The organism is Bifidobacterium italicum, assembly GCF_002286915.1.
GTDB lineage: Bacteria > Actinomycetota > Actinomycetes > Actinomycetales > Bifidobacteriaceae > Bifidobacterium > Bifidobacterium italicum.
In genome coordinates this window covers 12,941-34,814 of the sequence record NZ_MVOG01000004.1, presented here as the reverse complement: position 1 = coordinate 34,814, position 21,874 = coordinate 12,941, and the positions used below count along the sequence as shown (strand labels likewise).

At 64.2% G+C, this 21,874-nt stretch carries 18 protein-coding genes; 5 read left to right on the top strand and 13 right to left on the bottom strand.

Going from position 1 to position 21,874, the window contains the following annotated elements; translation table 11 throughout:
- Positions 1 to 211: 211 nt before the first annotated feature.
- Positions 212 to 1,969 carry an isopeptide-forming domain-containing fimbrial protein gene (locus B1400_RS01105; protein WP_095612636.1) on the bottom strand — a complete coding sequence of 586 codons (1,758 nt, stop codon included), beginning with the start codon at positions 1,967 to 1,969 and terminating at the stop codon, positions 212 to 214.
- 434 nt (positions 1,970 to 2,403) lie between these two features.
- Here B1400_RS01105 and B1400_RS01100 point away from each other — a divergent pair, with 434 nt between their 5' ends.
- From B1400_RS01100 to B1400_RS01090, 3 genes are all read left to right on the top strand, one after another.
- Positions 2,404 to 3,147 carry a LytR/AlgR family response regulator transcription factor gene (locus tag B1400_RS01100; protein ID WP_162288148.1) on the top strand — a complete coding sequence of 248 codons (744 nt, stop codon included), beginning with the start codon at positions 2,404 to 2,406 and terminating at the stop codon, positions 3,145 to 3,147.
- Between the two features lie 44 nt (positions 3,148 to 3,191).
- Positions 3,192 to 4,601: an ATP-binding protein gene (locus B1400_RS01095; RefSeq protein WP_157909602.1), complete on the top strand. Its 1,410-nt coding sequence runs from the start codon at positions 3,192 to 3,194 to the stop codon at positions 4,599 to 4,601.
- 311 nt (positions 4,602 to 4,912) lie between these two features.
- Positions 4,913 to 7,579, top strand: a complete 2,667-nt coding sequence (locus tag B1400_RS01090; protein ID WP_095612633.1) for an MSCRAMM family protein — start codon at positions 4,913 to 4,915, stop codon at positions 7,577 to 7,579.
- A gap of 245 nt (positions 7,580 to 7,824) precedes the next feature.
- Here the strand turns inward: B1400_RS01090 and B1400_RS01085 are convergent, their stop codons facing one another.
- The 4 genes from B1400_RS01085 to B1400_RS10030 form a co-directional block, all read right to left on the bottom strand.
- A complete protein-coding gene (locus B1400_RS01085; RefSeq protein WP_235607244.1) occupies positions 7,825 to 8,211 on the bottom strand; it encodes a hypothetical protein in 387 nt (128 codons plus the stop codon).
- A 95-nt stretch (positions 8,212 to 8,306) separates the two neighbouring features.
- Positions 8,307 to 9,059 carry a DNA alkylation repair protein gene (locus tag B1400_RS01080; RefSeq protein WP_095612632.1) on the bottom strand — a complete coding sequence of 251 codons (753 nt, stop codon included), beginning with the start codon at positions 9,057 to 9,059 and terminating at the stop codon, positions 8,307 to 8,309.
- A gap of 48 nt (positions 9,060 to 9,107) precedes the next feature.
- On the bottom strand, positions 9,108 to 9,554 hold the full coding sequence (locus B1400_RS01075; protein ID WP_157909601.1) for a GNAT family N-acetyltransferase: 447 nt from the start codon (positions 9,552 to 9,554) through the stop codon (positions 9,108 to 9,110).
- Positions 9,555 to 9,889: 335 nt separating this feature from the next.
- On the bottom strand, positions 9,890 to 10,012 hold the full coding sequence (locus tag B1400_RS10030) for a hypothetical protein (RefSeq protein WP_257790231.1): 123 nt from the start codon (positions 10,010 to 10,012) through the stop codon (positions 9,890 to 9,892).
- Between the two features lie 447 nt (positions 10,013 to 10,459).
- Between B1400_RS10030 and B1400_RS01070 the strand changes: the two genes are divergently transcribed.
- Together B1400_RS01070 and recQ are read left to right on the top strand one after the other, a co-directional pair.
- Positions 10,460 to 11,026: a GNAT family N-acetyltransferase gene (locus B1400_RS01070; protein ID WP_095612723.1), complete on the top strand. Its 567-nt coding sequence runs from the start codon at positions 10,460 to 10,462 to the stop codon at positions 11,024 to 11,026.
- A gap of 260 nt (positions 11,027 to 11,286) precedes the next feature.
- Positions 11,287 to 13,227, top strand: a complete 1,941-nt coding sequence (recQ, locus tag B1400_RS01065) for a DNA helicase RecQ (protein ID WP_095612630.1) — start codon at positions 11,287 to 11,289, stop codon at positions 13,225 to 13,227.
- Positions 13,228 to 13,722: 495 nt separating this feature from the next.
- On the opposite strand, the gene B1400_RS01060 is transcribed toward recQ, so the two are convergent.
- The 8 genes from B1400_RS01060 to B1400_RS01030 all read right to left on the bottom strand — a co-directional run bounded on the left by B1400_RS01060 (position 13,723) and on the right by B1400_RS01030 (position 21,799).
- Positions 13,723 to 14,907 carry a cystathionine gamma-synthase gene (locus B1400_RS01060; protein ID WP_095612629.1) on the bottom strand — a complete coding sequence of 395 codons (1,185 nt, stop codon included), beginning with the start codon at positions 14,905 to 14,907 and terminating at the stop codon, positions 13,723 to 13,725.
- A gap of 76 nt (positions 14,908 to 14,983) precedes the next feature.
- Complete coding sequence (locus tag B1400_RS10025) at positions 14,984 to 15,118, bottom strand: hypothetical protein (RefSeq protein ID WP_268802250.1); 135 nt, start codon at positions 15,116 to 15,118, stop codon at positions 14,984 to 14,986.
- A 34-nt stretch (positions 15,119 to 15,152) separates the two neighbouring features.
- On the bottom strand, positions 15,153 to 16,169 hold the full coding sequence (locus tag B1400_RS01055) for a pyridoxal-phosphate dependent enzyme (RefSeq protein WP_407641054.1): 1,017 nt from the start codon (positions 16,167 to 16,169) through the stop codon (positions 15,153 to 15,155).
- A 430-nt stretch (positions 16,170 to 16,599) separates the two neighbouring features.
- Positions 16,600 to 17,400: an ABC transporter ATP-binding protein gene (locus B1400_RS01050; RefSeq protein WP_095612628.1), complete on the bottom strand. Its 801-nt coding sequence runs from the start codon at positions 17,398 to 17,400 to the stop codon at positions 16,600 to 16,602.
- Positions 17,397 to 18,209 (bottom strand): ABC transporter ATP-binding protein, encoded by an 813-nt coding sequence (locus B1400_RS01045; protein ID WP_095612627.1) that lies wholly within the window; start codon positions 18,207 to 18,209, stop codon positions 17,397 to 17,399. The genes B1400_RS01050 and B1400_RS01045 overlap by 4 nt, the downstream gene beginning before the upstream one ends.
- On the bottom strand, positions 18,190 to 19,032 hold the full coding sequence (locus B1400_RS01040) for an ABC transporter permease (RefSeq protein ID WP_235607256.1): 843 nt from the start codon (positions 19,030 to 19,032) through the stop codon (positions 18,190 to 18,192). The genes B1400_RS01045 and B1400_RS01040 overlap by 20 nt, the downstream gene beginning before the upstream one ends.
- A 97-nt stretch (positions 19,033 to 19,129) precedes the next feature.
- Complete coding sequence (locus tag B1400_RS01035) at positions 19,130 to 20,092, bottom strand: ABC transporter permease (protein ID WP_407641053.1); 963 nt, start codon at positions 20,090 to 20,092, stop codon at positions 19,130 to 19,132.
- Between the two features lie 42 nt (positions 20,093 to 20,134).
- The gene (locus tag B1400_RS01030) at positions 20,135 to 21,799 is read right to left on the bottom strand and encodes an ABC transporter substrate-binding protein (protein WP_095612720.1); all 1,665 of its coding nucleotides are present in this window, start codon (positions 21,797 to 21,799) and stop codon (positions 20,135 to 20,137) included.
- Positions 21,800 to 21,874 lie beyond the last annotated feature (75 nt).

The window sequence follows — 21,874 nt, the reverse complement described above, 5'->3', positions numbered from 1 at the left end:
CGCTGTGTCTGCCTCTGGATCGCGTCATCGGTCACTCCATGCTGTATCGAAGATGTCGGAATGCGGAACAATAAATATAAATAAAGTGAGAGCCCTCGAGGATGGGCTCTCACTGTTTCTGCGAATACGTCTCATTGTTGCAGAGGGAAAGGAAACCAGCATCATAACTGGGACAGCAACGAGACGAACCGCAGCTTACTCATGGTAAGAATCACTGGGTCACATGCAGACGGCGTGCACGCACCATCAGCAGCAGGCCGGCACCGATCGCGACGATCGCGACGATCGTCAGCGCACGCATCCCGGTGGCACCGGTAAGCGGCAGCTCGGTAAGGTTCTTGGCGTTGGCGACGTCGAACTGGTAGAGAATCTTGCCGTCCTTGGCGACCATGTTGCCGGTGTCGCCAGTGGCTTCCTCAACGACCTCCGTGGTGGCCGTATGATCGCCCCAGACCGTCGAGGCCGCAGGCTTCGTGGAAGTGTCGGCCTGATAGGTCGGCGTGACCGTCACTGTGAACTTGATGGCCTGCAGGTCAGCGCGCAGGAAGCCCTCCGGGGCCTTAGTCTCGTGAATCTCATAGGTGCCGGCGTCGATGCCATCGATGCCTGCGATCACACCCGTGTCATCCGAGGTGAAGCGCATGGCGTCGTCCTCGTTGTCGGTGTAGGTCCACTTGCCGTCCTTGTCCTTCGCGGCCAGATACTTGTTGACGTTCTGGTTGTTGTCCGCCGCAGTCGTCTTGATCGTGAACTCGGCGCCCTTGAGTGGCGTCTTGCCGGACTTGTCGGTCTTCAGCATCTGCAGCTTGAAGGTGTACACGTTGACTTCGCCGCCCGGCGTCGTCGTCTTCTGGCTCGTGTCGGACGGGTTGTGGGAGAACTCCAGATCGACCTTGTTCGGATTGGCCTGAATAGCCTCAGGAGTGGAGATAAGCGCATTCTTGTTCAGAGTGGCCTTGACGATGACGCTGACCGGCATGCCCGCCGGAATCTCCGCAAGCTTCTCACCAGTCGACCCCGGCGCCTTGTTGACGTACTTCGCCAGATCGATCGCGACCACGGTGCCGCCTTGATAGGCTCCGGCCGCATCGGCTGCAGCGGCGGATGTCACGGTGTAGTCCGTATCCTTCAGAGCGACGCCGTTGACCTTGACCGACTCGATTGAGTTATAGGTCAGGCCCTTGCTCATCGTATCGACAATCTTGAAGGCACGGGTCTTCTTGGCGTCCTGAAGCGTCGGATCGATGTTGTAACCGGCGAAATTCGGCGTGGTCGAGGTCAGCTCATAGACGACTTCATCACCGACAGCATAATCTGGCTTCTCGTTGGAGACATAACCGGCGTCGCCGGCCTTGACGACCTGCTTGTGAATCTCGGTCGAGGAGTTCTTCAGGTTGACCGTGCCGAGCGTGTTGCCTGCGGCGTCGGCGGTCGCATCGCCAACCGTTGACGACAGCAGCATCGGATTCGAGACCGTTTCCGGCTTGCCAGCAAGAGCGGCGGCATCGGTCTGGTCGGTGATCAGGTAATAGCCCGTAGGCACGGTGTTCTCACCGATCTGGAAATCCACACCGCCGGTCAGGCCGGCGTTCTGTTGCAGGTTCATGGCGAACTGACGCAGCTGTGCCTCGGTCATGTTCCCCACAACCCAAGCCATCGGGTTGTCCTTGTACGCGCTCGCCTGAAGGGCTGTGTTCTGTTCGGCGGTCAGCGCTGCGACGACCTTGTCCTTATTGCCGGCCTCCGTCGTCATCGTGAAAGAATTCAGCGTGGTGCCATCCACATCGGCGCTTGCATACGTCGCAAGACGATATCCCACGAGATGGTGCTGGACACTCGTGGTGCCGGCGATCGTGATCTTGCCACTATCCGGAACAGTGATCTCCGCAGCGTTGGCAGTCGCTCCAATTCCCATACCTGCGATAACGGCCAAGGCTCCTAGCGCAGCAATCATTCTTTTTTTCTTCATCGTAACTACTTTCCACTTAGAAAATAACAATACCCAAATTAAGTTGCGGTGCTTCGAAAAGATATTTCAGACGCACGTTTCGTCACTGACGACACTTGTTTCGCAAAGCATGCGACAGTACGTCGAACACTCTCAACGTCAGCCCCGTGTGAAAAAAGGTTTTATATCATATACTCTTTTGCAAACCATTGCAACTCCACGTTCAGTCGTTTTGCAAGCACGTTACGCAAACCTCGGCAACGCATTTGCATACAAAGCAGCAAATATGCTAAGTATTGCGTCGCACGGCGAATCGCACCGCCTTTCTCCGACGCACCATGGCCCACTCCAGCCGGATTACGTCCCGAGCATAGCGATGCGGATCGCCACGCCCACCACGCCATAATGAAAACAGCAACGACGAAGTATGGAAGAGTGAACCTATGCGCATCCGTGTGGCAATCATCGAAGACGACCCCCTGTTCCTGCGCCAGGAAGCCCTCTTTGTCGAGCGGTTCGGAGAGCAGGCTCATCGCGACCTCACCGTGACCGCCTTCAATTCGCCGGCGACCTTCCTTAAAGGGTCGAGCGCCAACTTCGACATCCTGCTGCTCGATATCCTGATGCCGCTGTACAACGGACTGACCGTGGCCCAGGAGATACGCCGCTTCAACCCGAGGATTGTCATCCTGCTGATCACATCGGCACCCCAATACGCGATTCGCGGTTACTCGGTCGGCGCCTTGTCATACATCCTGAAACCTTTGTCATGGTCGATATTCAAATCCGAGTTCGCACGTGCCATCGATCAGGTGCTCGCCGAGGACCGGCCGACGATCATGCTGCAGTCCGGCACCAAGTATCTGCAGGTGCCCCACCATGAAATCAGTTACATCGAGTCGAAGCGGCACAAGATCTCGGTGCATACCATCAAACGCGACGTCACCGTGCCATATACGCTCTCCTCGCTCGAGGAACGCCTCGTCCCCTTCGGGTTCTACCGCATCAACTCGTACTATCTGGTCAACATGGCTCATGTCGAGGCGGTCGAGGGGCACGACTGCCTGCTCGACGACGGCAGGGAGCTCCGCATCAGCCGCGCCAGGAAAAGAGGCTTCGTCAAAGCACTGACACGCTACTTGTCCAGTGATGGATGGACCGACGGTAATCCATCACCCAACCCCGATGATCCACAATAGCCATCGACCGAAAACGATTTATGATCCTTGATTGGCTTGACTTCATGACCGTACCGCTCCTTGAATGGATGGCGCTTGCCGTGTATTTCCGCTGCATGCGCCATCCGGGGGGAACCATGCGCAACACCGTCATCTGGTCGTTGTCATTACCAACCTTCCTCGCGCAGCAGGCACTGCTGAACACACTGCCCTATACGAGCAGACTGAGTCTCGGCGCCACGACCCTCTTCGCAATCGAGTTCCTGTTCCTGCTCGTCGGCATGGGGCGCGGATTCAAAGGCACGCTGTACCTCACCACGCATGCCTACATGCACACGCAAACGCTCATCTCCTTCGCATACGTGATCATTCTGTCCGATGTGATGTACGACGTCAAAGATTCCCCTTCGCGCCCCTTCATCATGCTCGCGATCGGCGCCATCTGCAGCATCCTGATCTGGAGCTTCGAGCGCCACACCTTCACCGACACGATGCTGCAGAACGCCGCATGGCATATCCCGCTCATCGCGTTCGCGATCCTGATCCTCAGCATCGGCATCGTGACCTGGACGCTGGTGAACGCGCTCGACGCGTTTTACGCCGTCGCCGCCTATGACCCCGAATCCTTCGGCAATCTGCACACCGCGCTCTACCAGCGCATGCTGACGTTGCTATTCGCCGATTCGCTGCTCTATGTTGCGCATGCGCAATACGCACGCCGACTCCTGCGACGCGAAAACATGAATCTGCAGTCGACGGTGCATGACCAACAGGCGCAGTATACACGCTCACAGCAGAACCTCGACGAGATCCGCCGTCTGACCCATGACCTCAAACACTGGCTGATCCTCTTCGATCCAGACGGGACGGGAACCGCAAGGGTGGACGCTCCCGCCGCCGACCACACGCAGCCGCCCATCGTCAGCGATGCGCAACGTTCCGCCCTGTTCGCGCAGCTGCACAAATCGATCGATGAGTCATCGTCGATTCAGGATTGCGGCAACGTCGTGCTCAACGCGATCCTCTTCGAGAAGAACCTGACATGCGGACATCACTCGATCCGCTTCACCACGATGGCTGACGGCACACTGCTCTCCGGCATCCAGCCGCTCGATCTGACGGCCCTGATCGGCAACATGCTCGACAACGCCATCGAGGCCACGGCAAAGCTCGAGGACAGGCATGCGCGCGCAATTCATTTCAGCGTCACCCGCCGGAAATCATTCGTGCTCGTCCACGGCGACAACACTTGCATGACCGGTCGCCTGCGCAAGGACGACAAAGGCAACTTCCTGACGACGAAGATACGCGACGGACGCCCCCACGGCCAAGGCATCCGTTCGATCCGGCACGTGGCGAGGAAATACCAGGGCGTCGTTACCAGCTCCACCGACGAGCGTAGGCAGATCTTCAACCTTGACATCATGTTCCCCGCGAACGCGGTAGCCGCATCCGCGGCAGCATCGCCCCAATAGTAGACCCTGGTAGAAAACGGACGTCGCTACAACGTTGCCTGCTCGTCGCCGCGACATCCACGTTCATGGCACACATACTCATCCTGAACAAGCGGAAGAACCGACTGTTTGTGCAACCCTCGCTCATCGACGCGCACCCTGTCACTTGAATCGAATAGTGAATGAATGAATAGGAACGTTCGATTAGAGGTCTTACATTGAAACACGTCATATCCGACGCGATTCTCCGTTCACACGGATCGTCGCGAACACCACGCCCATGGGCGAAACCGCTGGCGGCCTTCGTTGCGGTGTGCTCCACCCTTGCGCTGATGCTGTTGCCCATCAACCTTGGACAGGCGCAGGCCGCCACCGTTACGCTCGGCGAGCGCAACGTACGGCTGTCCTTGTTCGCCGGAGCGGACGGCGCCGTCAACGGCGAGTTCACCGCTGCGCAGCATGATGCGATCGCCGCGCAGCTATCCCAGAAGGTTCTCGCTGGCGCATCCGTGACACGGGTCATCGCCGTGCGCGCGCAGTTCGTACAGGACAACGGCGCCAACTACCCGTACCGTGCGGCGAACCAGTATCAGGGGCAGTTCCTGTTCAAGCCGACGCCCGCATTGCCTTCATTGGCTATCACCGGCACGTCGCAGTGGCATCTGATCAAGGTCAACGGTCCGGAAAACGCCACGGGCTGGGCATGGAACACATTGTCCGACACCCAGATTCGCAACCGCATCGGCACTGCAAGGAACTGGACTCTGCCGGATACGAATGCATCGTCAATCCATGCCACGCAGATCGCCGACGGAACGACAGCCGCCGATGATGATGCGCTTGCCTCGGCCCAGGATTCCGACATGAGCTGGCCCGGCGTCTACCTGATCGCAGAAACCGGCCAGATCGACGAATCCCGAGCGGACAACCCCGACTCAGACGGCCTCGAATTCCAGGAGACCGCACTCAGCAGCAGCAATCAGACGCTGACCGCGCGAGCCAAGGCCTACAACCGGCAGATGCTGCAGTACCGCGCGACGCGTGTACGCTTCGTCGACCCCGACACGAAGCAGCCGATCACGGCCGCACCGGATGCGACGTTCAAGGGAGGTGACTTCAGCGCCGACTATACGAACGCTCCGATTGTGCGCAAGGCTACTAAGACCACGTCGCGATGGGAGATCGTTAGACTGTCCGCGACGAGCGCTCAGAACAAGCAACGGTGGTATTGGAACACCGACGACGACGATGCGCTCCTCGCGCGCATCGCGCAGGACGGGACAACGGCCAAGAAGGTCTCCGCCGCGAATGTGGACATACAGCTCAACGCCCACGGCGATCTCCTGTCCTACAGAGTCACCGATGTCGAACAGCCCGGCATCTACATGGCGATCGAGCGCGGCACGAAGGACGACACAACGGATCCGCCAGATGGAGGCGACCCTTCCGCCGAAGGAGGCTATTACGGATTCGCCTACGGCGCCACCCGAGACAGCATCACACTTGGCCTGTCCGACCGCAAGGTCACCGACGATATGATCACCGACCCGACGCAATACATGCCAGCCTTCTGCTACAACCAGAGCTACGGCATCCCGGTCTGGCAGCTCGGTGATATGACGGCGCAGAAGCCCCAGTTCCCATACTCGAAGGCCAACGGCGAAGCATCGTTCTACAACCTCGTGGCACATCCAGAATGGATCGCATCCCCGTACAAGGAACGCATCGAGGCCACACCCACGACCGAGGCGAAAGGCGCGCTCATGCATGCATGGATGAAGAACATCATCCACACCGCATATGCCACCGACTTCCAGACGCGCAACCAGCTCGACGACACTCAGCTCTATCGCGCCGTCGGACTTGCGATTCACCTGCTCAACGATGACGGCATGCCGAATTCCGACGACATCGCCACCGGCTGGAAGGTCTCCACGCTCAACAAAGAAGTGATGCCATACGCCCGCCAGCTGCTTGCCGCGACGCAGCACATCACCTCGGCCGATCAGGCGCCGGGCGATGACCAGGTTCGGGTCACGATGTATATACCCGATGCCAATGCCGGCAAGGACGAGGATCACAAGAAGCTGCAGAACATGCTCACCTATCTGCTGCCGGTGCAGTTCAGGAAGGTGGATGCCGACGGAAAGGACCTCGCAGGCGCACGCCTGTCCGTCACCGACGCCCAAGGCAACCCGATCAAGGACGCCGACGGCAATGAGGTCGCCGCATGGGCCTCGGACGGCACCACGAAGAGCATGTTCCTGCCTGCCGGCACCTACCGCTTCCGGGAGGAGACCGCGCCGAACGGCTACCAGAAGGTCGAGGACTTCACCTTCAGCGTGACGAACACCGGCAAAACAACGCTTGGGCAGACGATCGACGGCGTCGCCGCGCTCAACAACGGCTATGTCATCACCGATGAGGGAGGCTCACAACCACAGCCCGGTTCGTTCACATTGCACAAACGCGATGCCGCCGACCATGCCCGCGCTATCGACGGCGCACGGTTCCAGTTGTGGCATACCGCGCCTGATGCGGCCGACACGATTCCGGGGACCAACGGCGTGCACGGCACGATGGTTGCGGAAACAACGGCGGCCCAAGGCAATGCGCAGTTCACAGGCATCGCCGCCGGCGAATACTATCTGGTCGAATCGCAGGCTCCGGACGGCTACATGCAACTGACCGCGCCGATCCGGCTCACGATGTCCGATCAAGGCAACGGGCAGCCGCCCGTCATGCGCATCGATGCAACCGGCGGCTATGACGGACCCCAGACCTCGAACGTCTCGGACATCGCGCAGATCGTCGGCGATGATGGAGCCCCCATTGCAGAGGGTTCCATCATCGAGGTGTACAACAAGCAACAACTCGCCACGCTTCCGCTCACCGGCCTGAGCTCCGGCCTGATTGCATGGATCCTCGTTGGGGTCTTCCTCATCTTCGCGCTCTGCGCCGTCGGTCTCGCGCTGCTCATCCGCCGACGGGCGGAATGATTCGCCACGGCTAGGAAGGCTGCCTCGCATACGCCGAAGCGGCGGTCCGCTGTTTATAAGCGGACCGCCGCTTCGGCGTATGCGAGGCCCCATTGCGGCCGACGACAGGCAGGCGTCGCAAAGCACTGCACACACTATGGGCTGCAGGCACAACGGCACGGTGTATCTGAACGATGTGTGCTGGCTTACGGTTCCCGGTTCCCACTAGGGAGCATGCTCCTCAGTACAGATACGGCCGAAAACGCTTACGCTCGGACCGGATGCGCGCAGCCCGAGTTGCCGTTGTTGCCCGAACCGTTGCCGACGAAGATCCACTGGAACATCGAGAAGCCGTGATTGTCGATCACGATCACCTTCGCGTTGTTGCCACCGGCCTGCGACGGCTGGTTCGCCACGTTCATCACGGTCTTGCGGTTGCCAAGCATGAGCAGCAGCACCAGACCGAACACGCCAAGGCACACGAGCAGCACGGTGCTGTGGCGCTGGATCCACGGCTTGACCGGGCAAGCGCGGCCAGCGTCGGCGCGGCGGTCGCAGTCACAGGTTGGAGCGTCACATGCGGCGTCATCGCACGCGTCGTTGGCAGGCATGGTCGACATCGTCATATCGGCATCGGCGGTATTCTGGGTCATCGTCGCTCCTCGTCATATCAGTCGGCATCGGTCGGCGGAACGGCAACGGTTCCGTCCTCCACACCGTAGCAGCGGGTGCCGTGGCGACGGCGCGCTCATCTTGGTCCTCGGAAATCAATCGGCGGGATGCGCATCGAACGCAGCAGCGTCTTGTGCTCGGCGGATACGCGGTAGGATTCGCAGGCCTTCTGGATCGTCTTGTTGTGGGTCCATGGATCCAGACGCCGCTGTTCGAGCAGCGGCAGCACGCCCTCCCACTGCTTGGCGAGCGCGGTCGCGAAGTACCATGCGCGCGCCATGTTCACGTAGTAGTCGTCGGAAGGAATGACCTCGACGAGCCGCAGCTGCATGGGATCGAAACGGTCGTCGAGGAAATCGGCCATCAGCGTCACGACGGCGTAACGGACCGTGTAGGTGTGGCCGTCGCGCATCCATCGCGCGAGCTGGTCGAGCCATATGCGCGCGTCGGCGTCGGAGAGGCGCGGCACGCGGATCGTGTCGGTGACGGCCCAGTTGTCCGTATATGGCAGGAACCTCGACAGCGCGGCGATCGTCTGCTCGATCAACGGGTACACGTCGCCGATCAGGATCGCGTGCAGCATGTTCTCCTCGAAATAGCGGTGCGGAAGGTCGGCGAGGAACTCCTCGAGGGTGCGCATGTCGCCGCGGCGCAGCTGCTTCGCGAGTGCGCGCAGCCGCGGCACGCGGATGCCGATCATCGTGGCGGGATCGACGGTCGGGACGAGCTTTGCATTGAAGGCCTTGTATCCGGGATCGGCGAGGGATTCCAGCTGCTCGCGGACGGACACCGCGCCGTCAGGAGACGTCGGAGGGATAGTCGGGGACATCGATGGCTCCTTATCGGGAACGGATGGGCGATGCGCGGAAGCGTGCGGCTATGCGCGGATCATCTTGAACATGCCGGGGCCGTCCCAGTCGTTGGGATGCTGCTCGAAACCGTGCCGCTCGTAGAATTCCACCGCCTCTTTCGAGGAGATGAGTTCGAGGCTCACCGCCCAGCCGGGTTCGATCAGGTCGTGCACATGGCGTTCGAGCGAGCCGATCAGCGCGGCGCCGACGCCTTGGGACTGCATGAACGGGACGACGGCGAAATCCTTGATGTAGAAGGACATGCCGCCGTCGCCGATCAGACGGACCATGCCGACCGGCTCGGGGGCGACTTCGGTTTCGGCTTCCGGGTCGGCGTAGGCAGTGAAGGTGGCGGTCGAGTTGGCGAGCGCGACGCGCACCTGGTCGATGCCGGGCGCGTCCCAGCCGACGGATCGGTACAGCGTCAGGAACAGTTCGGGGGTCAGCGTGTCTTGCTGGATCGTCAGTCGCATTTCTCTCCGTTCGTCGACGGGCGCACATGAATGTGTGCTTTGTGCCATTGCCTCGGGGATTCGCCCCGAATCTCAAGATAACGGAATCAAGTGCGATGCACGGACGGATGCTCGACATGAGAGCGGATCACAGACGGCAAGACGGATAGGAATCGCGTCGAAGGTTCCTCGGAATAGGATTCTGGAAGGCGGAGTCCTGAAAATCAATCATGGAGGACAACACGGAAAAGGGCGCCGGCTTCGTTGCCGGCGCCCTTTTGCGGAGTTGGGATCCGTCTGTGCAGTGTGCGGTGTGCGGTGGTGTGGCGTACGCGGTGTGCGATGCGTGGAGAGCATCACTTCGCCTGACGTTCCGCGATCTCGCTCATCACGGAGACGGTGGCCGCCGAGTTCATCGACGTCGTCGGGACGCCGGCGGTCGTGTGGTCGAAACCGAAGATCATGTTGAGGAAGCTCATCGTCTTGTCCTTTCGTCCGTGGCGCTTGGTGCGCCGTTCTTGTTGCTTGATGGTTACAAGATACGGCGTCGGCGCGGTCCGTCACATCGGACTGCGGGATGAATCCTCCAGGCGACGCGACGCTCTCTCAGCCTTGAGGATGATGCCGGAGGATGAGTGGCGATGACAGGCGCAGATGGGCGGACACCGAGCGTGGACGGCAGAGTTTCGGCGCGGATAGCGGAGGCCTCGGATGGACCATGGCGGCACCAGACGGGTGTCGGCAGCACACCTCGGCTTGTATCTCGGCTGGGAGGTAACGTTTTTCCGCATATCGCCAAGTATGGCTCCCGAGGAGAAGCCGTTTTGAGGCCCTCTACTTGGGCTCCCCACGGAAAAAGCTACCGCCCAGCCGAGATAGGCGCCGCGGATGCGGGCAATGCGCCTCCGACGCTATGCTTGGGCGTCATGACGAAGCAGCAACTCACAACGCAACGGCTGATACTACGACCTTGGCGCGATTCGGACGCAGCGGCGCTGTACGAATACGCGAAGAACCCGAACATCGGACCAGCCGCCGGATGGCCGACGCACCAGAACGTCGAGGAAAGCCTCGGCGTGATCCGCAACGTGTTCAACGGCCCCGAGGACTATGCGATCGCGCTCGCCGAGGAACCGGACACGGCGATCGGCGCGATCGCGCTCAAGCTCGCCGGCGGCTCCGATCTCTTCCCGGCCAATGACACGACGCAGGCGGAAATGGGATTCTGGATCGGCGAACCGTTCTGGGGCAACGGCTACGTCCCCGAAGCGGCCCGCGAACTGCTGCGGCACGGCTTCGAAGACCTGAACCTGACTGCGATCTGGTGCACGTACTACGAAGGCAACGAGAAATCGGCGCGCGCCCAAGAGAAGATCGGTTTCGAGCCCATGCACGTCATACCGGATACGCCGGTGCCGCTGCTGCACGAAACGCGCACGACCCATGCGAACCGGATGATGCGCGCCCGCTGGCAGGAACTTCAGGCATGTTGACGCACAGGCGGCAAAGCCAAGCGCCAGTAAGGGGTTGCCGTCCCTAACATCCAAATTGCATAAGGTCCACTTACCAGATTACATAAACTCTACCTATCGAATTACATAACCTCTACCTACCAAATTACATAAACGCCACCTTCCGGATCGCATACGAAGATCGCCTGCGCATACCGCCCAACCACCGCCCAGCCATCTCCCGATTGCACCACACGCGCGCATCTGGGCCAAACGGCACCCGACGGTTACACTGGTGCGTTATGACGATTTCGCAGGAGGAGCTCGACGCGCAGGCGCTCGGGACATTGCGCCGATACTTCGGCTATGAGGATTTCCGCCCCGGCCAGGGTGCGCTCATCCACACCATCCTCGAGGGCCGCGACGTGCTCGGCGTCATGCCGACCGGCTCCGGCAAATCGCTGTGCTACCAGATCCCGTCGTTGCTGCTGCACGGCCTGACGATCGTCATCTCCCCGCTGATCTCGCTGATGAAGGACCAGGTGGACGGCGCGAACGAGATCGGCATCCCGGCGGCCTTCATCAACGGCTCGCAGTCGATCGACGAGCAGGAGGACGTGTTCGCCGCCGCGAACGCCGGCCGCGTCCGCCTGCTGTACGTGGCGCCGGAACGACTGGAGACGCAGCGCTTCGTGAACTTCGCGACCCATGCGGACATCGCGCTCGTCGCCGTCGACGAGGCGCACTGCGTGTCCCAATGGGGCCAGGACTTCCGTTCGTCGTACCTCGGCATCGGCGACTTCATCGACGCACTGCCCGACCGTCCGACGCTCGCCGCGTTCACGGCGACGGCCACCGAACGCGTGCGCCGCGACATCATCCAGATGCTTCGCCTGCGCGACCCGGAGGTCGTCGTCACCGGCTTCGACCGCACGAACCTGTACTTCGACATCCTCAAGCTCGGCACGCGGGACAAGGCGAACTGGATCGCGCGCTACGTGGCCGGGCACGCCGACGAATCCGGCATCATCTACTGCTCGACGAGGAAGCAGACCGAGGAGCTCGCCGACACGATCAACGCGCTCGTCCCGCAGCTGCGCCCCGCGGCCGGCGTCGACGCGCCGCATCCCTCCTCCCCGATCGCCGTCGCCTACCATGCGGGACTGCCGCCGGCGCAGCGCGAGCGCGCGCAACGCGACTTCGTGACCGACGCGGTGCCGCTCGTCGTCGCGACGAACGCGTTCGGCATGGGCATCGACAAGTCGAACGTGCGCTACGTCATCCATCACAACATGCCGGAGAGCATCGAGGCCTACTACCAGGAGGCGGGGCGCGCCGGACGCGACGGCGAGCCGAGCCGCTGCACGTTGCTGTGGAACGAGTCGGACATCGTCACGCGCCGCAGGCTGCTCGACAACGGCGGCGCCAACGAGCGCCTCACCGAGGACGAGCAGGAGCAGGTGCGCCGGTGGAAGCGGCACCTGCTCGACGCGATGGTCGGCTACTGCCGCACGACCGCATGCCTGCACCGCTATATGACGCGCTACTTCGGCGAGGACGGCGACGCGGCCTCGGGCGCGCATTGCGTCGGCGGCTGCGTGAACTGCGACAGCACGTTCTCGACGACGGACGTCTCGCGCATCGCGCGCACGATCAGCCGATGCGTGCACGACCTGGGGCAGACGTACGGCAGCGGCAAGATCGTCGCCGTGCTGCGCGGCTCGCAGGCGAAGGACGTGCTCGAACGCGGACTCGACCATGCGCCGACCTTCGGCGCGCTCGCCGACGTACCGCAGTCGACGGTGCGCGACGTGCTCAACCAGATGGTCTCGGACGGATTCCTGACGATCACCGAGGGACGGCTGCCGATCGTCATGTTCGGCGCCCGCGCGGCCGAGACGATCGACCCGGCGTTCCATTACGAGATGAAGAGCATCACGCGGCCGAAGCCGGCCTCCTCCCCGCGCCCGTCGAGACCGGCGGTGGAGCCGACGACCTTCGGCGGCGGCCATGGGGGCACCGACGAGGCGCTGTTCGAACATCTGCGCGGACTGCGCCGCGACATCGCGCGCGAGATCGGCAAGCCGCCGTACATCGTCTTCTCGGACCGCTCCCTGCGCGATATGGCGTCGCGCCGCCCGCACACCGACGACGAGTTCCTCGAGGTCAGCGGCGTCGGCGCGTCGAAGCTCGGCAAATACGGCGAGCGCTTCATGCAGGCGATCGCCGACTTCGAGGACTGAGCGCATCCTCCCGGCCATCTCCAAACGCACGGCGTCTCACCACCGGTCGTTGCAATGCGGACACGATGGGCGCCGGCGCCATGGCCGCTGTTACAGTGGGGCGATGGGGGCGTCCAGCGAGCCGGTTCACCGCAATGGTCGGGACCGAGGCCGCCCTGGAACCGAGGAGACAGAGAAGGAGACCACCATGAGCTACGGCGACGACCCGTCATACGAATCACCGTTCGGCGACCCCGATTATCCGCGTGAGCAATCCTATGACCGATACGGATCACTCGGCCCACGCGGGGTCCCCCGTCTGAGAAGCTCGGACGCGGATGAGCACGAACGATTCCGCCCCCAATCCGCCCATCTGTCCTCCGGCATGGCGCAGTCACCATCCTCATACCCGACGTACGGGTACATCTACGGCTACGGCTATCGGCCCAGCCAAGCGCCGAGGAGGCGCTATCGCAAACGATGACCGGCGCCTCCGTCCGTGAAACCCCTGTGGAACTATTCCCCGAGTGAGGAGAAGGCTCCTTCGAGATCGCCGATGAGATCATCGACGTCCTCGATGCCGACGGACAGGCGCACGAGGTTCGCCGGCACCTCGAGCGCGGTGCCCGAGACGGACATATGCGTCATCGCGGCCGGCACCTCGATGAGCGATTCGACGCCGCCGAGCGATTCGGCGAGCGTGAACAGCCGCGTCGACGCGGCGAAGCGTTCCGCCGCCTCCTTGCCGCCCGCGATCTCGACCGAGATCATGCCGCCGAAGCCGCCGTGCATCTGCCGTTCGGCGATCTCATGGCCCGGATGCGATTCGAGTCCCGGATACCAGACGCGTTCCACGCCGGCATGCCCTTCGAGCCAGTGCGCGATCGTCATCGCGTTCTCGCTGTGCTTGCGCACGCGCAGGTCGAGCGTCTTGAGGCCGCGGATGTCGAGCCACGAGTCGAAGGGCGACGGCACGGCGCCGGCCGCGTTCTGCAGGAACGCGACCCGCTGCGCGAGCTCGTCGTCGTTCGTGGCGACGGCGCCGCCGACGACGTCCGAATGGCCGCCGATGTACTTCGTCGTCGAATAGACGACGGCGTCGGCGCCGTCGGCGAGCGGATGCTGCAGGACCGGCGACGCGAAGGTGTTGTCGACGACGACGCGCGTGCCGTGCTCGTGCGCGAGCGCCGCCGTCAATGCGATGTCGGTGATGCCCAGCAGCGGGTTCGACGGCGTCTCCACCCAGATGTAGCGGTACGATTTGCGCGCGAGCGCCGTGTTGACGGCGGCCGGGTCGGTGATGTCGACGACGTCGAGTTCGACGCCCCACGGCACGAAGGCCTTCGCGAGCAGGCGGTAGGTGCCGCCGTAGACGTCGTTGCCGATGAGGATCGCGTCGCCCGGCTTGAGCGTCGAGCGCAGCAGCACGTCGATCGCCGCGAGTCCGGAGGAGAACGCGATCGCATGCCTCGCTCCTTCGACGGCGGCGAGCTGCTCGGTGAAGGAGTCGCGCGTCGGGTTGACGGAGCGGCTGTAGTCGTAGCCGTGGCGCAGGCCGCCGACGCCGTCCTGCTTGAACGTGGAGGTCATGTAGATCGGCGTGGAGACGGCGCCTGTGATCGGGTCCGGCTCCTGCCCGGCGTGGATGCCGCGCGTCGCGATGCCGTAGGTGGTGGTTTCGTTGACGTCGAATTCGCTCATGGTTGCTGTCGTTCCTTTGATGATCTGCGATTGGTGGTCGGTGGTTGCCGATTCGCGCGTCCGCCGCCGTGCGCCGTCAGGCGCGGCGCGGCTTTGCGATGTAGCTTGTGACGCTGCCGTGGCCGCGCAGCGGCGTGTGGTGGATGATGAAGGTCGTGCCGCCGGCCTTCCGGGTCGTCGTGCGCGCCGTATGCATCGTGTCGTGCTTCATGCGTCCGTCTCCTTCGTCGTGCGCCGTTGCGCGTTCAGGCCGGTAGCAGCGCCTCGTCGACAATCGACGGGCGCGCCGTCGCGGCGACGACGTCCGCGTAACCGTGGTCGATCATCCATGCGTCGTTGAAGATCTTCTCGAGGTAGCCGCGGCCGGAGTCGGGCAGCAGCACGACGACGGTCTGCGTCTCGTCGAGGTCGTGCGCCTTCGCGTACTTGACGGCGGCGGCGACGGCCATGCCGCTCGATCCGCCGACGAGCAGCCCCTCCTCGGCGGCGAGGCGGCGCGTCATCAGGAACGCCTCGGCGTCGGTGATCCGCACGATCTCGTCGGCGATGCGCTGGTCGTAGGCGCCGGGCATGAAGTCCTCGCCGACGCCTTCTATGTCGTAGCCGTGGATGTCGTCCGGGTTCGAGTAGATCGAACCTTCCGGGTCGGCGCCGATGACGGTGACGGCGCCGTCGGATGCGTCCTTGAGGTAGTTGCCGGTGCCGGAGATCGTGCCGCCGGTGCCGATGCCGGCCACGAAATGCGTGACCTGATGGTCGGTCTGCTCCCAGATCTCTGGTCCGGTCATCTCGTAGTGGCTGCGCGGACCCGCCGGGTTGAAGTACTGGTTCGGCTTGAACGCGCCCGGGATCCGCTGTGCGAGGCTGTCGGAGACGCGGTAGTAGGAGCGCGGGTCGTCGGGGGCGACGTCGGTCGGCGTCACGACGACCTCGGCGCCGTAGGCGCGCAGCACGGCGCGTTTCGTCTCGCTGACTTTGTCCGGCAGCACGAAGATCGCGCGGTAGCCGCGCTGCTGTGCGATGAGCGCGAGGCCGACGCCGGTGTTGCCGGAGGTGGGCTCGACGATGACGCCGCCGGGCTTGAGCCTGCCGTCGCGTTCGGCGGCGTCGATGATGCGTTCGGCGATGCGGTCCTTCGACGAGCCGCCCGGGTTGAAGTATTCGACCTTGACGGCGATCGTGGCGCGCACGCCGTCGGTGACGCGGTGAAGTTTGACGATCGGCGTGTTGCCGATGTTCTCGGCGATGGTGTCCTGCAGCATGATGGTTCCTTCGGCGTTCGATTTCTGGTTTGTGGTTTGTTTGCGTTCTTCGCCGGAATGATTTTTTCGTGTTCGTCCGGCGGTGTTCATAACGCCACAAGCTCGCATTGGAACCGTATTACGCACAGTTTTTCGTTAAGAGATCCTGCAGATCCCACGAATCCTTCGATGCCGAAGTCGCGTCGACGAAGGCCGAAAGGATTTGGAATCATTGGGTTTCACAGATGAAGCATCCGATATTGGCGCCGAATCGCGCCGATGAATGATCCTGCTGTCTCAAGTTATGCGTCGATACCCGCGCGCCGGAGGCGTCGGTCAGCGACAACAACAACATGAGCGATTGATCATGGCTGCAACGATATAACGCCACGCCGACAATCAAAAAATACGCCGTCCATATACTGAACATCGTCGCCCACGAGCCGGCCCCTCACAGCGTCGCCGCCGCGACGAGCCCGCGCGTGTACGGGGCCTGCGGGTCGTCGAGGACGGCGGCCGCGCTCCCCTGCTCGACGACGACGCCGTCGTGGAGCACGACGATCGTGTCGGCGATCGACTGCACGACGCCGAGGTCGTGCGAGACGAGCAGCATCCCCATGCGCGGGTCGCGCGCGCGCACGGCGGCGAAGGCGTCGAGGATCTGCAGGCGAGCGGCGACGTCGATCGCGCTCATCGCCTCGTCTGCGAGCAGCAGCCGCGGCCCGGTGACGATCGCGCGCGCGATCGCGACGCGCTGCGCCTGACCGCCGGACATGTCGATTGGATAGCGGTCGAGGAAGTCGCTCGGGTCGAGCGCCATCAGACGCAGCGCGTCGCTCACCCGCGCGGCGAGCTCGTCCGTATCCATCCGCTGATGCCGCGCGCGACGCAGCCGCAGCGGTTCGCCGACCGACCTGTAGGCCGTCCAGCGCGGATCGAGCGACGCGAAGGGGTTCTGGTAGACGACGCCCGAGGTGTGCCGCAGCCGGCGCAGCCCTTCCGGCGACCCGATCGGTTCGCCGTCGAAGCGCACGACGCCCGAATCGGGCGTCTCGAGGCCGAGCAGGATCCGCGTCAATGTCGACTTGCCCGAGCCCGAGCCGCCGATGACGGCGACGCATTCGCCCTCGTGCACCCGGATCGAGCAGCCGTGGAGCACCTCATGCCGCCGCCTGCCCCTGCCGAAGCTCTTATGGATGTCGACGCCCTCAAGCAGCGTCGGCGCGTCCGCAACGGCATCTGTCCCGCTCATCGCCCCTCCTCCGTTTCCGTCTCCTGCGCGCCCGTCCCGTCGACGTGCAGCGTCAACCGGCGCGCCGCCTCGACGAGCGTGCGCGCCTGCGGCGTATGCGGCGCCTCGAGCAGCGCCTCCGTGCGCCCCCGTTCGACGATTCGTCCGGCGTCGAGCACGTAGCAGTAGCGTGTGGCGCGTGCGAGCACCGAGAAGTCGTGTGTGATGAACAGCAGCGCCGCGCCGGCCTCGTCGACGAGCGAGACGAGCAGATCGACGATCTGCCGCTGCGTCATCGAATCGAGCGCCGTCGTCGGCTCGTCGGCGATGATCAGGCGCGGCGACGTGATGAGCGCCGTCGCGATGCCGACGCGCTGCTGCTGGCCGCCGGACAGCTCGTGCGGACGCCGCCCGTACAACTCGTCGGGCAGTCCGACCTTGCGCATCATCGCGCGCACGCGCCCCTCGCGTTCGTCTGCCGTCAGCTCGTAGTGCAGCTCGAGCGGCAGCGCGATCTGCCGCCCGACGGTGAGCAGCGGGTTGAGCGCCGTGCCCGGGTTCTGGAAGACCATGCCGACGGCGGCGCCGCGCAGCGCCGCCATCTCGGCGTCGGGCAGCCCGACGAGCTGACGGCCGTTCAGTTCGATCGATCCCGTGCAGCCGGCCGTCGGCGGCAGCAGTCCCATGATCGCGCGCGAGATCATCGACTTGCCCGATCCCGAAGGTCCGACGAGCCCCACGCGCTGTCCGTCGCGCACCTCGAGATGCACGCCGTGCAGGATCGGCCGCGAACCGATCGCGACCTGCAGATCATCGACGACGATGCCCATCGTCACCTCGCAATCTCGGGTTGGTGAGTGGGTCGGCGGCCTCGCGCAGCGCGTCGCCGAAGAGGTTGAGCGCCACGACGACGACGGTCACGAGCAGGCCCGGCCACAGCACCGTCAACGGATAGATGTTGATGAAACGCACCGACGTGCTCAGCGAATGCCCCCAGCTGGGCACACCCGACGGCACGCCGACGCCGAGGTACGTCAACCCGGCCTCGGCGAGGACTGCGGTGCCCGCCGACAGCGAGCACTGCACGACGAGCGTCGGCATGACGTTCGGCACGATGTGCGTGGCGAAGACGCGCATCGCGCTTGCGCCGTCCGCACGCGCCGATTCGACGTACATGCTGCGCGCGGCGAGCATCGCCGACGGGCGCGCGACGCGCGCGAGGTTGAGGCCGTAGCCGAAACCGCAGGCGAGCACGATGACGGCGACCGACGCGCCGAGCGGCACGGCGAGCATCAGCGCGATGAGCACGGTCGGGATCGAGATCAGCGCGTCGATGAGCACGACCGAGCCGTGCGCGAGCGCGGCGGCGCGCGACGTCATCGCGGCGACGAGCAGCAGCCCGATCGCGAGCGCGACGAGGACGGTGAGCGCGACGATGACGAGGTCGGTGCGCGAACCGGCCATCAGCCAGCTGAAGACGTCGGCGCCGACGCCGTCGGTGCCGAGCCAATGGTCGGCGGACGGCTTCGCCCAGACGGCGTAGCCGTTCGTCTCCCACAGCGAACGCGGCGTCCAGAAGAGCGAGACGAGCGAGACGAGGATCCACAGGCCGAGCGTGACGAGCGCGAAGCGGCCGGCGCCATGCGCCCACATCGACGCGACGACGACGCCGGCGCGACGCAACCTGCCGCGCGGTCCGTGTTCGGCGGCGATTCGCGCGGGCGCCTCGGGGACGCGTCGCCGATCGGGTCTATTCATCGTCCTCCCCCAATCTCGGGTCGAGCGCGCGGTGCGTCAGGTCGACGAGCAGGCCGATGACGAGGAAGAAGGCCGCGAGCATGAACAGTTCGCTCTGCACGGCGATGAGGTCGCGGTGCGTCAGGTCGTCGACGAGCCCGGAGCCGATGCCGGGCAGCGCGAACAGGTTCTCGATGACCATGACGCCGGTGATCATCTCGGCGAAGGTGAGTCCGACGACGGAGACGAGCTGCGGCATCGCGAGCCGCAGCCCGACGTGTGTGAGCGCCCGGCGGCGCGTCATGCCGCAGGCCATCGCCATCTCGATCGCGCCGGTCGAGGCGACCGACTGCAGCGCCGAACGCGTGTAGCGCATGATCGAGGCGCCGACGATGACGCCGACGGTGACGGCCGGCAGCACGAGCGCGAGGGCGGCCTGGGCCGGATCGCCCCAGCCGTCCTGCGGGAAGCCCGAGGCCGGCAGGATCGGCAGCAGGCCGCTGCCTCGCCCGAACAGCAGGATGAGCACGAGGCCGGCCCACAGCGCGGGCACGGCGCCGCCGACGATCGCGACCGCCTGGTACAGGCCGCGGGCGCGCGCCGACCTCGCCATCACCGACGCGCAGCCGAGCGGCACGCCGAGCGCGAGTGCGATCAGCAGTCCCAGCATGATGAGCGGGAACGTGATCTGCACGCGCGCGCCGACGACGGACGCGACCGGCTGCCCGGTGAGCATCGTCGTGCCGAAGTCGCCGCGCATGAGCCCGGCGATCCAGTCGCCGTACTGGGCGGCGAGCGGCCGGTCGAGGCCGAGCTCGGCACGCAGCGCCGCGACGCGTTCTGGAGGCGAGTTGAGCCCGGCCATGATCGTCGCGAGGTCGCCCGGCAGCACGCGCAACGCGAGGAACACGACGACGGAGACGACGAACAGCGCGAGCGCGAACAGCGCGCATCGGCGTGCGAGGTACTTGATCATCGGCGGCTCCTCAGCCTTCGGTCATCAGGTCGTGCACCGGCGTCACTTCGCCGGCGTGTAGGCGACGTTCCACAGCGGCAGATACGTCTGGTTCATGTTGAGCGGGAATCCGGTCACGCCCTTGTCCATCGCCGTCGTGATGCGGTAGTTGAGCAGCCAGTCGGCGGCCGCGTCCTCGCTGACGATGCGCGCGGCCTGCGCGAGCTTCGCGTCGCGCGTCGCGTCGTCGGTCGCGTGCAGCCCCTCGTCGGTGAGCCTCTGGACGTCCTTGTTGTCGTAGCCGTAGTAGTAGTCGGGGTTCGACCACTGCGTGAAGTCGTGGCTTTCGTTGTGGTCGACAAGCGAAAGGTCGTAGTCCTTGTCGGTGTAGACGTCCTGCAGCCACGTCGAGAACTCGACGACGTTGACCTTGAGGTCGATGCCGACCTCCTTGAGCTGCGAGCGCAGCTGGTCGCCGATCTCACTGCCGTAGGTGTTCGCGTAGGTGAGCGTGAGCCTGAGCGGATGCTCCTTCGTGTAGCCGGCCTCCTTGAGCAGCGCCTGCGCTTTTTCCGCGTCGTGCGGGTAGAGCTTCGTCAGGTCCTCGTAGCCGGGGTCGAGCGACGGGATCGGGCCGCCGAGCGCCTTGTCGACGCCGCCGCGCGCCGCGATGAGCTGATCGTGGTCGATCGCGTAGCGGATCGCCTGGCGCACCTTCTTGTCCGCCGTCGGGTGGCCGGCCGCGTTGTTCATGCCGAGCACGTACTTGTCGGTGCCTTCGCCGGTCTCGACGACGTACTTGGCCGTGTCCTTCCTGAACGGTTCGGCCAGCTGCGCGCCGATCGGCGCGAGCACCTGCACCTCGCCGGACTTGAGCGCGTTCACGGCCGCGTTGTCGTCGGCGTAGTAGCGCACGACGACGGTCGGCGTCTTCGGCTGGGCGCCCCAGTACTTCGGGTTCGCCTCGAGCGTGATCATCGTGTTCGGCTTGAACTCCTTGACGAGGTACGGTCCGGAGCCGACGGCCTGCGTCTTCGCGACGTACTTCGCGTCCTTGTCGAAGACGAGCCCGGCGCGGCCCGTGAGCGCCCACAGCAGCTGCGAATACGGCTTCGACAGCGTGAGGACGACGGTGTCGTCGCCGCTCGCGCCGATCGTCTCGAGGTTCTTGAGCGAGTCGGCGTCGTGGTACTGCTTGGAGACGAGTTCGTCGAGCGACCAGACGACGTCCTCCGCCGTCAGCGCGTCGCCGTTCGAGAACGTGACGCCGTCGCGCAGATGGAACGTGTACTTGAGGCCGTCGTCGGACACGTCCCAGCTTTTCGCGAGCGCCGGGACGACCTTGTTGTCGCTGTCGCGCGCGACGAGGCCCTCGTAGACGTTGCCGATGAGGATCTGGTCGAGGCTCGAGCCGGCCGTGTTGCGGATGTCGAGGTTCGTCGGCGCGAGCTTGAGGCCGATCGTGACGCTGTCCGCGGCGCCGCCGTCGACCGCGCCGCCGCCGCGCGAGGCGGCGGCGCGCACGCCGAAGACGACGGCGATGAGGACGGCGACGACGAGGACGACGCCGATCCACGGCGCCGCCTTCCTCGGACCGCCGGGCTTCTTCGATTTCGCGGCGAGCGACATGTCGGTCGTCATCGCCGCCTCCGCCTGCCGCGGATGCTGGTTGGTGTGCTGGTTCTCGGTTGCGCCGGCCTCGCCGTGCGCACCATCTGGTGATGCCATCATCTGGTCTTTCGTCAATCGTTGGTCGGGTTCCCCGTCCGCGGGCGCATACGGCCCGCGTCGGGCGGTTGGCCG